This window comes from Streptomyces sp. NPDC026538, assembly GCF_055567535.1.
Genome location: NZ_JBVHQG010000007.1, coordinates 423,252 through 437,161, shown reverse-complemented (window position 1 = coordinate 437,161; position 13,910 = coordinate 423,252). Strand labels below are relative to the sequence as shown.

Sequence of the window (13,910 nt, the reverse complement as noted above, 5' to 3'; positions counted from 1 at the left end):
CTCTCCGGGCGTCGGGGAACCGGAGGGGGAGGGCGGTGATGCCACAGGGGTCTCCAGGGCTGTCGGTGCGGTGGTTGTGCGGTCGCGGAGCGGAGTCCGCCGGCCGCGGTCGGCGGACTCCGGCAAGAGGTCCTGCTTGCCCTGCCGGGGTGGCTCCCGCCCACAATAGATGTCGCACGAAATCTAAACGGGGGATAGGATAGATGGCAAGTGGCATCTATCTGAGGAGGGTGATCGCATGGGCCGCGTGTCCCGGGCGCAGGCACAGGAGAACCGGCAGCGCGTCGTGGCAACCGCCTCCCGGATGTTCCGTGAGAAAGGCACCGCGGTCAGCGTCGCCGATCTGATGAAGGCCGCCGGGCTCACCCACGGCGGGTTCTACAAGCAGTTCGCCTCCAAGGAGGACCTGGTCGACGAGGCCATCGCGCACGCCTTCGTCGAGCAGTCGGCACACTCGGCCAGGGTGTCCGGGGAGAACCCGGAGGAGCAGGAGGCGGCCCGCCGGAGGCTGATCGAGGACTACCTCTCGGTCTGGCACCGTGATCACCCCGCGGAGGGCTGCCCAGTCTCCGGGTTCGCCGCCGACCTGGGGCGCGAACCCGAGCAGGCCGCCCGCGCCCAGCACGTCTACATCAACGGAGTGCGCAACCGTGCCGCCCAGGTGGCCACCGGCGACGACGACGGCATGGCCCAGCTCTGCACCATGGTCGGCGCCCTCGTCCTGGCCCGCGCCACGCGGGGCAACCCGGTCTCCGACGAACTGCTGCGGGCCGCGCGCACGGCTCTCACCGAGGAAACCCGGCCCGAACCGCAGCGGCACAAGGACTGACCCGCGCCGGCGGTGAACACGGCGCCCCGGCCTCGCCCGGTCTCTCGTGACGCCGCGACCTTCACTGCACACCTCACCGCCACACCAGGCCGAAGCTGATCGCGGCGGACCAGATGGTCCACGGCGTCGCAGGCTTCGATGGCACGCCCCGGGTTCCTTCGGCCTGCGGCGGTGCGGTCTGGAGCCTGAACCGCTGCGAAGACGGCGCCGCGGCGTGCTGCGGGACCGGCCGCCGAACATCCGCCCCGACCGCCTCATCTGGCCCCCGCCCCCTGCTGGCGCCGGAGCGGGATCTCGGCCCGGGCTGTGAGGGCGGCCGCGCCGGCGGAGGTACGCCGACGCAGCCGCCCCAAGGCCTCGCGCCGTGTCCTTTTGCGCGCTCTACCCGATGCGTCCCGCCGGGTCAAGTCACGATCCCTCGGAACGTGACCGCTCGGTGCCCGTGGGGCCTACTTGAAGTGCGGGCCTCACCGGAAAGGAAATCCGGAAACGCAAATGAGGCAGGACAGTGAGACGGAAATCCTCACAGGGGATTCCCTTTTTCACTGAAACCGCGAATTGGCCCGGTGTGGCGGTGCGACAGACACCATCCATCGGACGTCGTCCGGAATTTCCGGGGCAACGCAGGAGCCCCTCGTATCGGCAGGAGAAAACCCATGACGCGTATTTTTCGCACCCACAGCAACGTACGTTCCGACCACAGCGACACCAGCAGCAGCGTCCGTTCCAAGCGCCGGGGCCTCCGGCTCGCGGCATTCGCCGCCTCGGCTGCGGTGATCACCGCGGGCGTCATCCTTCCCGCGTCCGCCGCGACGGCCGCACCGATGCCTGCCGCGCACGTCGTGAGCTTCGTCCAGGGCGGCGGCGCCGGCGGTGACGGAGGCGCCGGAGGTGGCGGCTTCATCGGCGGCGGCGGGGGCTCCGGCGGCTCCGGCGGCGGCAGCGTCCTGGGCACCGGCGGCGACGGCGGCAAGGGCGGCAACGGAGGCAACGGCGTTCTGTCCGGTGGCGGTGGTGGCGGCGGCGGTGGTGGCGGCGACGGTGTCGTCGGCGGCAACGGAGGCGCGGGCGGCAACGGCGGCACCGGCCTGTTCGGCGGGAGCGCAGGCTCCGGCGGTGGCGGTGGCACCGGCATCCTCCAGGGCGGCAACGGCGGCAAGGGCGGCAACGGAGGCTTCGGCGTCTTCCAGGGCGGCAGCGGCGGCAAGGGCGGCGCGGGCGGGCTCGGCGTCCTCTTCGGCGGCCTGGGCGGCGCGGGCGGCGCCGGCGGCGGCAGCATCTTCTGACCGTCCGGCCCCGGTCGGGGGCGGTGACCCGCGCGGCCTCCGCCCCCGACCCCTGGCCCCCCAGCCCGCACCCCGTCGATCAGTGCACGGAGCCGGGCAGTCGGCGCAACGCAACTCTGCAGAACCATCTCGATCAAGGAAAAACGGAGAACCCCATGTCCACAACCCGCTGGCAGCGCCCGCTCGTCCTGGCGGTGGCCTCGCTGGCCCTCGCCACCGGCACCGCGGTCGCCGCCCATGCAGCACCGGCTGCCACCACAGGCACCTACCAGACCGCCCCCGCCCACCCCACCCACTGCAGCCACGGCGGAGAAGGCGGCAAGGGCGGGGAGGGAGGCAAGGGCGGTGCACCGGGCCGGCCGGGAGAACCCGGCAAACCCGGCCGGTCCGGCTGCTTCACGTTCGGGGACCTGCCCGACAAGCCCAAGTCGGATCTCACGGGCGTGGACAAGGCACGGATCGTGCTGACTGTGGAGTCTGGGCAGGCGAAGAAGGCCGACGTGCTCAAGAAGTACAAGATCTCCGAGAAGGAGTTCGACACCTGGGACAAGCAGTTCCGGGACGGGGACTGGGTCGCACTGCTGGGGCTGAATTCCCTCCTCGGCGCCTGACGAATTTCCCCGCGCCCCGGCCCGGAACGGGCCGGGGCGCTCCTGTCAAGCCCCGAACCTCCGCGCCGTGACGGCGAGACCCATGACCGGGTTTATTGGATGCAGCGGAAACCGCGATGCAGGAAACAATTCTTTGGAAAGAGGAATGTCATGCGTATGCGTACTTGGAGGGTCCGTCTCGGTCTCACGGTCTCGGCCACCCTGGCCGCGGGCCTCGCGGCCGGCGCGCTGGCACCGGGCGCGACGGCGGCGCCGATGCAGCAGAGCCAGCAGAGCCGTACGGCCGTGGCGGCCGCCCGGCAGCTTCCCGCCGACAGCGCCCAGCCGGGCGGCGGCAGCCTGTTCGGCAGCGGCCGGATCGGGCCCGTCAAGGCCGGCGACGGCAGTGTGCGGATCGGCGACCGGGTATGTGCGGGCAACTGCAACGGAACCGTCAACGGGAGCAAGGGCAGTCAGGGCGGGATCTGCGCCGGACTGTGCAACGGCAGTGCAGGCGGCGGCATTGGCACGGCCGGCGCGCCCGGCCGCCAGGGCGGCACCGGCGGCGCGGGCGGGATCTGCGCCGGGATCTGCAGCGGCAGTGCCAACGGCGGTACGGGCGGCACGGGTGGAGCCGCGGTGGGCACCGGCGACGGCGGCCGCGGCGGGACGGGCGGCACCGGCGGGATCTGCCTGGGGCTCGGCTGCGGCACCGGCGGCAACGGCGGCGCAGGCGGCAAGGGCGGCACCGGCTGACGGACCTGCCCCGGCAGGCTGATGGACCCGCCCCGGCAGACGGGGAAAGGGCCGCGGCCGCCATCGGGTTCCTCCGCCGGACCCCACGCGGTGTATCGCCTGAGCGGGGGCGTGGCGTCCGCGGTCGGGGCACACCAGCCCTCCGTGGTGGGTCGCCCGCTGCCCTCGGGCGGGAGGAGATCTTTACGGCACGCGGGCTACGCCGACGTAGAAGCCGCTCAGCTCCTGGGCGGGAGCCGGTGAATCCTGGTACCACCTGGTCGCTGTGACCAGCCCTGGAGCCACCAGTTCCAGGCCCTCGAAGAACGGCTCGATCTCGGCCCGGGTACGCATACGCAGGGGGATCTCGCCCTTGCGGTAGGTCGTGGTCACCGACTTGACGAGGTGCGGGTGCTCATCCGTGGTGCCGTGGGAGAACATGAAATAACTGCCCGAGGGCAGCGCGTCGAGAAGCGTCCGCGTGAGGCCGTAGGGGTTTTCGTCGTCGGTGATGAAGTGCATCAGCGCGATCATCGACAGTGCGACGGGCCGGGTGAAGTCCAGGAACGTACGGGCGTGGTCGAGGATGGCTCCCGGCTTCCGTACGTCGGCCTCGATGTAGTCGGTGCTTCCCTCGGGACTGCTGACGAGCAGGGCCTCCGCGTGCCGCAGCACGATGGGGTCGTTGTCGGCGTAGGCGATCCGCGCCGACGGCATGACGCCCTGCACGATCTGATGCAGGTTCGGCTGGGTCGGGATGCCCGTACCGATATCGAGGAACTGGTCGATGCCGTTGCCGGCCAGCCAGGCCGCCGCACGGTGCATGAACGCCCTGTTGCGCATGGCGTTGAGACGCGCTTCCGGTGGCAGCTTCGCCGCCACCTCCTCATCAACCGGGTAGTTGTCCTTGCCGCCCAGCAGCCAGTCGTAGACGCGTGCCGGGTGGGGCCTGCTCGTGTCGATACGACTTTCGGAGGAGGGGTCTGCCGTCATGCATGACTCCAGCGTGTACTAGATCGCTGACCGACTCACCGAGATCGCTTCGTGCGCAGTTGGATGAGGCAGTAGAGGGCATTGCGATTGTGCCATTGGCCAAGCCCTAGCGCAGAGTTGTCGCTCGACGTTCGCACCCGGCGACTCCACCGCCCGCGGCCTCGGCATCGCCGGCCTGATCGCCGGCGCCCTGGGTCTGGCGGCGGCCGCGTTCGCCGTCCTGTGCGGTCGCTGCACCGGATCCCAGGCCGAGTAGGAATGGATCCCGGTTCCCGTCGGCGGACGTCCGTCGGCGGGACGGACCGTGTACGGCGCGGCTCTCCTCTAGGAGTCGGGCCCGGGGTCCCTTGAGTTCCAGGCGCCTTTCGTGATCCAGCTCACGTGCTGTGGATCGGGTGGGAACGCCTGTGGGTTTCCGTGCGGCAGCCCCGCCGGCCGGTGTCCGGGTGTCAGGATGTGGCGCCATGACAGCAGGGTGGTGCTCTCGCGCGTTACGGACCGTGGTGTTCGCGGTCGTGTGCGTGCTGCTCGCCGCCCTGGGGCACGTGATGATGTCCGGCGGTGAGGTGCCCGCGTGGGCGCTGGCAGCCGGGGTGGCCGTGACCGGCGCTGTGGGCTGGTGCCTGACGGGGCGTGAGCGGGGACCGTTGTCGATCGTCGCGGCTGTGGTCGCCGCCCAGGCGGTGCTCCACGAGGGGTTCTCCTTCGCACGACCGGCGACCGTGGCATCCGACTCCGCGGCCTTCATGAACATGGGCGAAGCGAGTTCCATGGACATGGGCTCGATGCGCGGGGGCGCCATGGGCATGGCCCACATGGACTCCGTCGGTCACTCCCTGGCCGGTACCGGGATGCTGGCGGCCCACCTGGTGGCGGCACTGCTGTGCGGCCTGTGGCTGGCGTACGGCGAGAAGGCCGCCTTCCGCATCACGCGGGCCGTGGCCGGATGGCTGACCGCACCGCTGCGACTGCTGCTCGCCCTGCCCCCTGCCGCCCACCACCCGCCCGGCCACCCGCGGCGGCGCCATGCTGACCGGGCGCCGTATCCGCTTCTCCTCGTCCACGCGATCACTTCTAGGGGCCCGCCGGCGCGGGCTGCTGTCGTCTGAGGACAGCAGGATTCCCGGGGCCGCCCATGGCGTGCGCCTCGGGCCACGGCCGTACGACCGCACACCGGCGCAGCGCTGCCATCGTGCCGAGGCCGTCTCCCCACTTCACCGGACCGCCCGTGCCCTTCGTGCGCCCTGGTCCGGATCACGGTCGACCCGAGAAGGACACCAGGTGATCACCTCTGCCCTGCCCGCCGCGCGTGCCAGGAACGGCACAACGGCGGCGCTCGACGAATCGATCACCGCGTGGGCGCTGGCCGCCCGCTGCGGTGACCCCGACGCGGTCGAGCAGTTCGTGGGCGCCCTCCACCGGGACGTCCAGTGCTACGTCGCCCAGTTGTGCGGCGATCCCCAGGCCGTGGACGACCTGGCACAGGACACGTTTCTGCGGGCGCTCGGCAGCCTGCACCTGTTCGAGGGGCGCTCCTCGGCCCGCACCTGGCTGCTGTCCATCGCCCGCCGTGCGGTGATCGACAGCTACCGGTACGCCGCCGCCCGCCCGCGCCTGAGCGACGTACCGGACTGGCAGCTGGCCATCGAGCTGGCCCAGCCATGCGACCTGCCCGGCTTCGACGACGGCATCGCGCTGCTGGACCTGCTGGCCACACTGCCCGACGAACGCCGGGAGGCGTTCGTCCTCACCCAACTGCTCGGCCTGCACTACGAGGAGGTGGCCGAGGTCAGCGACTGTGCGATCGGCACGGTCCGCTCCCGGGTGGCCCGGGCTCGCGCGGCCCTGATCGACCTGTTGGAACAGGCTGAGACGACGGAGAAGTCCGCCGCCGAGTCCGCCGCCCTGGCGGTCTGAGGGCGCGCAAGGCGCCGAAGCTCACGCCTGCGGTTGACGGAGAAGGCCGGACAGGGCGGCTGACGTGTCCTGTCCGGCCTTCCCGGGGCGCGGGCGTGTCCTCAGGCGGCGACCGTGTCGGCGATGCCGTACCCGGCCTCGACGATCGCGGTGCGGAGCCGGCTGTCGTCGAGGTCCGTCCCGTGCACGGTGACGGACTTGGCGGCGACGTCGACGACGACCTCGCTCACCCCCGCGACCCCGGAAAGCACTTCCCTGATGCTCGCCGCGCAGTGCTCGCAGCTCATACCGGTGACGTTGTACTGCTTCTGTGCCATGGCGCAACTCCTGGATACCAATGGGGCTTTGGGTGGATGACGGACGTACGGGGCGGGATGTTCAGTCCCTTCCCGTCACCACAACAGTCGGTTGGGCGGAGCCCAAAGTTCCGGATCGGGTGTGCCGATTCCGGCACCGAGCACGAGGGGGCAACCCTCCGCCGTACTGGGCCGGGTGCGCGAGGAGGGGTCCGGGCGGCGGACTGCCGACACGGCGACAGGCGTCGCGCAGCGCGCATCGCGTGGCCCCGGAAGCCCGAGCCGGGCGAGGCCCGGGGCCGGTGGACCGCAGCGCCTCAGACGCCCGGCCGTTGCTCGTGGCCACTGTCGCGGTTCTCGCCGGCGGCTACGACCGGCCGGGCTCCGTCGTCGACGGCATGCTCGGTGCCCTGGCCGGAAGCGCCGTGGGGCTCGTGTCCGGCGCCGTGCCGTACCTCCTGGTGGACTCGGCCGGATCGGATGGCCCGATACGCCACTGCCATCACCGCTCAGCGGCGCGACCTCCGGCGCGGTGACCCGACGCATCAGGGACATGGGCGCGCACCACGCGGAGACAAACGCCTCCTATGTGTCGTATGTCACGTTTGAGTGCGGGAACTCGGCCTTCCTTCCAGCCGACTACTGGAGCGATACGGCTTCAAATGCTGTCTTTCGTACGACGGTTCGATGCGACCAGGAAGGTCGAGCATGGCCGAGATCCGACAACCGTCCCACCCTGCCGGTGCGACCGGCCGCAGGCTGCCGCCCCCGGCGCTGTGCGGCTTCCTGCTGCTGCTCGCTCTCGTGTTCTCGGCGTCCTACGCCGTCGGAACCGTTGTCGGTCCGGTGGCGCCCGGCATGCGCGGGACCGGGAGCGCCGGAAGCGGAAGCGGCGGAGACGGTGGTGCCGGCGGGAGCGGCGGCGGCATGGAGGACATGCCCGGGACGGACGGGAGCATGCAGAACATGCCGGGGATGACGGCCGGGAGCGGCCGATGACGGCGGGCGAAGCGGTGACCGGCCTCGTGGTCACGGACCTCACCGTCGGCGGGATGACCTGCGCGGCCTGTGTGCGCAGGGTGGAGAAGAAGCTCGCCAGGCTGGACGGCGTCACGGCCACCGTGAACCTCGCCACCGGGATGGCCCGGGTCAGCCACCCGGCGGCCGTCGCGCCGGAGGAACTCGTCACCGCGGTCGAACAGGCCGGCTACCAGGCGGCCCTGCCCGCGCCGCCCGTCCAGAAGGACGAGCGGACGGCGGACGCCGACCCGGACGGGGCCGAGGCCGCCGCCCGGCAGGAGCGCGAACGGGTTCTCGTCACCGCGCTGCTCGCCGTCCCCGTGCTGGTGCTGTCGATGGTGCCCAACCTTCAGTTCCGCAACTGGCAGTGGCTGTGTTTCGCGCTGGCCGCCCCCGTGGCGGTGTGGTGCGCGTGGCCCTTCCACGAGCGCGCGCTACGAGGGCTGCGCCATTCCACGGCCACCATGGACACCCTGGTTTCGCTGGGCGTGGTGGCGTCGTTCTCCTGGTCGGCGTACGCGCTGTTCCTCGGGGGAGCGGGCGAGCCGGGGATGCGGATGCCGTTCAGTCTGCTGCCGTCCGCGCCGGACGGCGTGGCGCACGTCTATCTGGAAGCGGCGGTGAGCGTGCCGCTGTTCGTGCTGACCGGACGGTACCTGGAGGCGCGGGCGCGCCGGGGAACCGGGGCGGCCCTGCGGGCGCTGGCGGACCTGGCGGCGAAAGAGGTGTCCGTCCGCGACGAGCACGGGGAGCGGTCCGTCCCCGTAGAGCAGTTGAGGGCCGGGCAGGTCTTCGTCGTGCGCCCGGGGGAGCGGGTCGCCACCGACGGGCGGGTCACGGAGGGCAGTTCGGCCGTGGACCTCTCCCTGGTCACCGGCGAGAGCGAGCCCGTCGAGGTGGGCCCCGGATCGGCGCTGGTCGGCGGGGCCCTCAACGCCGGCGGCCTGCTTCTCGTCCGGGCGACGGCCGTCGGGGCGGACACCCAGTTGGCCCGGATCACCCGGCTGGTCACCGAGGCGCAGGCGGGCAAGGCGCGGGCGCAGCGGCTGGCCGACGCGGTGGCCGGGGTGTTCGTGCCCATCGTGCTGACGATCGCGGTGACCGTCCTCGGGTTCTGGCTCGGCGCCGGCGCCGACCCGCAGGCGGCGCTCACCGCCTGCGTGGCCGTCCTCGTCGTGGCCTGCCCGTGTGCGCTGGGGCTCGCCACCCCGACCGCCCTGATGGCCGCCACCGGGCGCGGGGCGCAACTGGGTGTGCTGGTGAGCGGACCGCGGACGCTGGAGGCGCTCCGGCACGTGGACACGGTCGTCCTGGACAAGACCGGCACCCTGACCTCCGGGCACATGACCGTCGCCCGGGTGACCACCGTGCCCGGCGGCCCGGCACCGGAGGAACTGGTCCGCCTGGCCGGAGCGGTGGAGCAGGGCTCCGAGCATCCGATCGGCCGGGCGGTCACGGCGTACGCGCGCCGCGCGGCGGACCAGGAGCCGCTGCCGGACGTGACCGGCTTCACCGCCACCGCGGGGCGGGGTGTCACGGGGCGCGTGGCCGGTCGTACGGTCGAAGTGGCCGTACCGGACGGCGAGTTGCCGCTCGTGCTGGCCGAGGCTCTGGCCGCGGCGGAGAGCGAGGCGTACACGCCCGTGGTGGTCCGGGTGGACGGCCGGGCCGTGGCGCTGATCGCCGTCGGCGACCTCGTACGGCCCGGCAGCTACCGTGCCGTGGAGCGGCTGCGGCGACTGGGCCTGCGCCCGGTGCTCGCCACCGGGGACCGCGAGGCTCCCGCGCGGGCGGTGGCGCAGGCACTCGGGATCGACGAGGTGCACGCCCGCTGCTCCCCGGAGGACAAGGCCGACCTGGTCCGGAGGCTGAGGGAGGAGGGCTGCCGGGTCGCGGTGGTCGGCGACGGTGTGAACGACGCCGCCGCGCTCGCCGGCGCCGACCTGGGCATCGCCATGGGCAGCGGCACGGACGTCGCCATCGGGGCGGCCGACCTGACCCTGGTGCGCGGCGACATCGAGGCACTCGTGGACGCCGTCGGACTGGCCCGGCGCACGCTCGGCACCATCCGCGTCAACCTGCTGTGGGCCTTCGGCTACAACGTCGTCACCGTGCCGCTCGCCATGGTGGGGCTGCTCAACCCCATGCTCGCCGCCGCCGCGATGTCGGTGAGTTCGGTGCTGGTGGTGGCCAACAGCCTTCGGCTGCGCGGCTGGCAAGCGCAACCGACGCCCGGCGGCGGCCGGGGGCGCGGGGCGCGATCAGGAAAGGCGGCTGTTCTGTGAAGTCGACGACCACGGCCCTCGGTGACCGGCGGCGATTGAAGGACGGCGCGCTCGCCGCTCTCGTTCCCGTCGCCGCGTGCAGTGTGGCGCTGGCGGGCCTGACCGCCTGGACCGGTACGGGCAGGGCGGGCAGCCCGGCGCGTTTTAGCGTCACCGAGGGCGCGTCCTGTTGCCGTCCGCGGGAGTCGCGGAGACGGCCGCGTTCTTCCGCATCGAGAACGAGGGCGGCTCGGCCGACAGCCTGATACGGATCACCTCGCTCCAGGCAGCCGGCGGCATCACGCTCGCCGGGCACCGCATGAACGAGGGGAACGCGGCCTACCGCGCCGGCCATTGACTCCGTCGGGAGACCGGCGGGCGGGAGCGTCGCGATGTCGCCGCAAGGGGTGGACCTGACGGTGTCCGCTCCGGCCGGGAAGTGGAGTTCGGGCGATCTGGTGCCCTTCACCCTGGAGTTCCGACACAGCGGGCGCGTCAAAGTCCTTGCGGTGGTGGTGCGTTCGGGAAGTGTCTCGTTCCGGTAGTCGTGCCGCCCGTCCGTTGAGTTCCCGGGTATGGGGAGTGACGTGCGTCACTGGCTGGTTGGTGAGTCGGAGGGCGGGTGCCCGCACGTACCCCCTGACGACGAGCAGACGCCGGGTGCGAGGATGGGCGGGCTATGACTGTCCGAGGGTGGTGCCGTGCGCTGCGGGCCGGTGTGTTCGCCGCCGTCTGCGTGCTGCTCGCCGCCCTCGGTCACGTGATCATGTCGGGTACCTCCGTCCCCTGGTGGGCCATGACCGCCGGCGCGGCCGCAACCGGCACGGCAGGCTGGTCGCTGGCCGGCCGTGAACGAGGACGCACGCTGATCGTCGCGGTCGTGACGGTGGCCCAGGCGGTGCTCCACGAGGCGTTCTCGCTGGCGCAGACGGTCGCACCGGCGACGGTGCCCGGCCAAGTCACCGCGGCCCGTGCCCCGGGCTCCATGACGGACATGATCGGCATGGGCATGGGCGGCATGGGCACGGGAGGCACGGATATGGGCTCCACCCCCATGGGGTCCATGCACATGGACCCGATGGACATGGGCTCCATGGCGCACGCCATGACCGGTGCCCAACACGCGCACGGTATGGCAGGCATGAGCGGCACCGCCACGTACGGCATGTTCGCCGCCCACCTCCTGGCCGCAGTCCTGTGCGGACTCTGGCTCGCGTACGGCGAGCGAGCGGTCTTCGGCGTCCTGCGGGCCGCGGCCACCCGGCTGGTGGCACCGCTGCGGATGCTGCTGGCCGGGCCCGCGCCGCTCCCACGCCCGCTCGCGGGCAGGCGCCGCGCCACCGACGTCCCGGCTCCGGCGCGCCTTCTCCTGTGCTGCTCGCTCACCTCTCGGGCCCCGCCCACGGGTGCCGCTGTCGCCTGAGACAGCCGGAACCACCGGGGCCTCAAGTCTCGCCTGACGTCCTGCCGCGTTCGCGCGCAGCTCCTTCTTGTCGGCGCCTCACCCCGGCACATCCATGTGCCGCCGTGCGCCGACACCTCCTGACGGGCCCCGGGCATCGCCGTACCCACCGTGTACGGCCGCACCCCAAGTCCGGGTGCGCCGCCGCTTCCAGCGGCCGGCCCCGGACGTCCTGACGACCCGAGAAGGACATCACGTGACTGCTACCGTCCTGCCCGCATCCCGGACCAAACGCGCCTCGACGGACGCGGCGGCGACCGCCTGGGCGCTGGCCGCCCGTAGCGGCGACCGCCTCGCGGCCGAGCACTTCGTCCGCGTGCTCCACAACGACGTGCTGCGCTACGTCGCCCACCTCAGCGGCGATCCCCAGAACGCCCACGACCTGACCCAGGACACTTTCGCGCGGGCCTTCGGCAGCCTGCACCGCTTCGAAGGCCGGGCCTCGGCCCGCACCTGGCTGCTGTCCATCGCCCGTCGCGCGGTGGCCGACAGCTTCCGGCACGCCGCCGCCCGGCCGCGGCTCGCCGACACCCCCGACTGGCAGGCGGTCGTCGAACGTGTGCAGCCGCGCGGCCTTCCGGGCTTCGAAGACGGCGTGGCCCTGCTCGACCTGCTGGAGGCACTGTCCGACGAACGCCGCGAGGCCTTCGTCCTCACCCAGGTGGTCGGCCTGTCCTACGAGGAGGCCGCCGGCTTCACCGGGTGCCCCGTCGGCACCATCCGCTCCCGGGTGTCGCGTGCCCGGGCGACCCTGGAACGGCAGCTCCTGGAGGCCGAGGCGTCGGCCGCCCTTGCGGCCTGACGCGACGCCGGGTTGGTGCTCCTCGGTGGGGGAGCACCAACTTCTGCGCGCTGCCAATAGATTGGCGAAGGGGCGCGGGAACCCGCTCGACCTACACGGTGCCGGCGGCCGACGATGACGCGCAGACCCACCGTTTCCTGTTCCATGCGACGGAGGGCGCCAAAGCGGCGCCCGTGCCCGCGGCTTGCCGAGGCCGACGGCTGCCGAGCCCACCGGGGGAGCAGGCGAGCGGCTTTCTGGATCGGCCGGATACCGCTGTCGCCGCTGCCTCCGCCGCAACTGCCGTGCCGGCGGCGGTGGTCGGAGTGCTCGTCGTACGCGGGAGGCGGCGAGGCGGTACGGCCGTGGTCGTCTACGGCGAGGAACTCACCGTCGCGCACATCGGCGACAGCGTCCGGCCCCTGGCCCAGCAGCTGGCCGCGGCACGGGCGGAGCACCCCAAGGGCACACGAGCTTGCGGGAGGCCGGCCGGGGCCCGCGCAGCCTCACATCCGGGCTCTCAGCACGTCGACCTCACAGCCCGGCGCGAACGGGTCGAAGCCGTGCTCGATCAGCCAGCGAACCACCAGCAGGCTTCGCAACGACCACCACGCGTGGATCACGTCGAGGTCGATGTCGGTGCCATAGCCGGCGACGACATGGTCGAGGTGCTCCTCGTGTCCGAGTGTGAAGGTGGCGAGGTCGTACAGGGCATCACCCTGGGCCGCCTCGGACCAGTCGATGATGCCCGTGACCTCGTCGCCGTCGACGAAGACGTGCGCGATCTGCAGGTCGCCGTGCGTGAACGCCGGAGTCCACGGCCGGAGCGCGGCCTCGGCGACGTGGCGGTTGCGGGCGACCAGGTCGGCGGGCAGGAGGCCGTTCGTCACGAGCAACTCGCACTCGTCGTCGAGTTCCGCCCTCAGCGCGACGATGCTCCGGCCGGGCCGGGGTGGCAGCGGCGCGTCGTGCAGCTTCCGGATGGCGGCGCCCGCCGCGGCCCACGCCGCCGGCGACCCGGTCGCCGGCCCGCCGAGGCGCCCAAGCGTCGTCCCCGGGAGCGCGGCGAGCGCGAGCACGGGCGGCTTGCGCCACAGGACCTCCGGGGTCGGGACCGGCGCGAGGGACATCGCCTCGACCTCGACGTCGATGCGCGCCTGATCGGCGTCCACCTTCAGGAACACGTCACCGACGCGCAGGGTCGCGCGCTCGGAATGGGCGACCACGACTTCGACCTCATCCATGGGCGACCAGTATCCCGGGGCCGATCGCCGACGTCGCCGGGTTTATCGCGTGCAATGACGCGGCTGACCGCGTCCCGCTACCCGGCGGCCTCGTGCGCGACACCGTTGCGAGTTGGGCGAGGTCAATTCCGGCGAGGTTGTCGAGCACGCGCCGCCGAACGCCGGCCAGACGGGCGGGCCACGCCTCCTGCGGGCGGGCGAGCCCCTCATCGGTGAGAACCGCGTTCCAGCCGCGTAGGCCCTCTGCGCAGCGGACCCGCTGGACGAACCCCTGCTTCTCCAGACGGATGACGACACGGGTCATGCCGCTGAGCGTGAGGTGGCAGACCTCGGCGAGTTCGCTCACCCGCATCCGGCTGCCTGGGGCCTCGGACAGGAACCTCAGGGGGGTGTCCTCAGAAAGCCGTAGGCCTCCGTCGCGGAGCATGTCCGCGTCGACCGCGCGCGGCAGCGCCGTCATGACACGCCCAGCGCGCGCACGAGCACTTCTTCG

The 13,910-nt window shown here is 72.3% G+C and carries 16 protein-coding genes; 12 read left to right on the top strand and 4 right to left on the bottom strand.

Annotation, left to right across the window (positions count from 1 at the left end; genetic code table 11):
* Positions 1-238: 238 nt before the first annotated feature.
* From ACZ4N4_RS28675 to ACZ4N4_RS28660, 4 genes are all read left to right on the top strand, one after another.
* Positions 239-829 carry a TetR/AcrR family transcriptional regulator gene (locus ACZ4N4_RS28675; protein WP_467593981.1) on the top strand — a complete coding sequence of 197 codons (591 nt, stop codon included), beginning with the start codon at positions 239-241 and terminating at the stop codon, positions 827-829.
* A 656-nt stretch (positions 830-1,485) separates the two neighbouring features.
* On the top strand, positions 1,486-2,115 hold the full coding sequence (locus ACZ4N4_RS28670) for a hypothetical protein (RefSeq protein ID WP_467593978.1): 630 nt from the start codon (positions 1,486-1,488) through the stop codon (positions 2,113-2,115).
* 155 nt (positions 2,116-2,270) lie between these two features.
* Entirely contained in the window at positions 2,271-2,726 is a 456-nt protein-coding gene (locus ACZ4N4_RS28665; RefSeq protein WP_467593975.1) for a DUF1153 domain-containing protein, read from the top strand.
* 156 nt (positions 2,727-2,882) lie between these two features.
* Positions 2,883-3,461, top strand: a complete 579-nt coding sequence (locus ACZ4N4_RS28660; protein ID WP_467593973.1) for a hypothetical protein — start codon at positions 2,883-2,885, stop codon at positions 3,459-3,461.
* Between the two features lie 183 nt (positions 3,462-3,644).
* Here ACZ4N4_RS28660 and ACZ4N4_RS28655 read toward each other — a convergent pair whose 3' ends face one another.
* Positions 3,645-4,433 (bottom strand): SAM-dependent methyltransferase, encoded by a 789-nt coding sequence (locus tag ACZ4N4_RS28655; RefSeq protein WP_467593970.1) that lies wholly within the window; start codon positions 4,431-4,433, stop codon positions 3,645-3,647.
* A gap of 464 nt (positions 4,434-4,897) precedes the next feature.
* On the opposite strand from ACZ4N4_RS28655, the gene ACZ4N4_RS28650 reads away from it, so the two are divergent.
* Both ACZ4N4_RS28650 and ACZ4N4_RS28645 read left to right on the top strand, forming a co-directional pair.
* Positions 4,898-5,542: a hypothetical protein gene (locus tag ACZ4N4_RS28650; RefSeq protein WP_467593967.1), complete on the top strand. Its 645-nt coding sequence runs from the start codon at positions 4,898-4,900 to the stop codon at positions 5,540-5,542.
* 172 nt (positions 5,543-5,714) lie between these two features.
* On the top strand, positions 5,715-6,350 hold the full coding sequence (locus ACZ4N4_RS28645; protein ID WP_467593964.1) for a sigma-70 family RNA polymerase sigma factor: 636 nt from the start codon (positions 5,715-5,717) through the stop codon (positions 6,348-6,350).
* A 101-nt stretch (positions 6,351-6,451) separates the two neighbouring features.
* On the opposite strand, the gene ACZ4N4_RS28640 is transcribed toward ACZ4N4_RS28645, so the two are convergent.
* Positions 6,452-6,667 carry a heavy-metal-associated domain-containing protein gene (locus ACZ4N4_RS28640; protein WP_467593960.1) on the bottom strand — a complete coding sequence of 72 codons (216 nt, stop codon included), beginning with the start codon at positions 6,665-6,667 and terminating at the stop codon, positions 6,452-6,454.
* A 687-nt stretch (positions 6,668-7,354) separates the two neighbouring features.
* Here ACZ4N4_RS28640 and ACZ4N4_RS28635 point away from each other — a divergent pair.
* The 6 genes from ACZ4N4_RS28635 to ACZ4N4_RS28610 all read left to right on the top strand — a co-directional run bounded on the left by ACZ4N4_RS28635 (position 7,355) and on the right by ACZ4N4_RS28610 (position 12,194).
* Positions 7,355-7,645: a hypothetical protein gene (locus tag ACZ4N4_RS28635; protein WP_467593957.1), complete on the top strand. Its 291-nt coding sequence runs from the start codon at positions 7,355-7,357 to the stop codon at positions 7,643-7,645.
* Positions 7,642-9,951 carry a heavy metal translocating P-type ATPase gene (locus tag ACZ4N4_RS28630; protein WP_467593954.1) on the top strand — a complete coding sequence of 770 codons (2,310 nt, stop codon included), beginning with the start codon at positions 7,642-7,644 and terminating at the stop codon, positions 9,949-9,951. Before ACZ4N4_RS28635 ends, ACZ4N4_RS28630 begins: the two co-directional genes overlap by 4 nt.
* Before the next feature lie 169 nt (positions 9,952-10,120).
* Positions 10,121-10,288: a copper chaperone PCu(A)C gene (locus ACZ4N4_RS28625; protein ID WP_467593951.1), complete on the top strand. Its 168-nt coding sequence runs from the start codon at positions 10,121-10,123 to the stop codon at positions 10,286-10,288.
* Entirely contained in the window at positions 10,284-10,475 is a 192-nt protein-coding gene (locus tag ACZ4N4_RS28620) for a copper chaperone PCu(A)C domain-containing protein (protein ID WP_467594344.1), read from the top strand. Before ACZ4N4_RS28625 ends, ACZ4N4_RS28620 begins: the two co-directional genes overlap by 5 nt.
* Positions 10,476-10,609: 134 nt before the next feature.
* On the top strand, positions 10,610-11,353 hold the full coding sequence (locus ACZ4N4_RS28615) for a hypothetical protein (protein WP_467593948.1): 744 nt from the start codon (positions 10,610-10,612) through the stop codon (positions 11,351-11,353).
* Positions 11,354-11,588: 235 nt separating this feature from the next.
* Entirely contained in the window at positions 11,589-12,194 is a 606-nt protein-coding gene (locus ACZ4N4_RS28610) for a sigma-70 family RNA polymerase sigma factor (RefSeq protein ID WP_467593945.1), read from the top strand.
* Between the two features lie 485 nt (positions 12,195-12,679).
* Here ACZ4N4_RS28610 and ACZ4N4_RS28605 read toward each other — a convergent pair whose 3' ends face one another.
* Together ACZ4N4_RS28605 and ACZ4N4_RS28600 are read right to left on the bottom strand one after the other, a co-directional pair.
* On the bottom strand, positions 12,680-13,417 hold the full coding sequence (locus ACZ4N4_RS28605; protein ID WP_467593941.1) for a phosphotransferase family protein: 738 nt from the start codon (positions 13,415-13,417) through the stop codon (positions 12,680-12,682).
* The gene (locus ACZ4N4_RS28600) at positions 13,410-13,877 is read right to left on the bottom strand and encodes a MarR family winged helix-turn-helix transcriptional regulator (protein ID WP_467593936.1); all 468 of its coding nucleotides are present in this window, start codon (positions 13,875-13,877) and stop codon (positions 13,410-13,412) included. The genes ACZ4N4_RS28605 and ACZ4N4_RS28600 overlap by 8 nt, the downstream gene beginning before the upstream one ends.
* Positions 13,878-13,910: the final 33 nt, after the last annotated feature.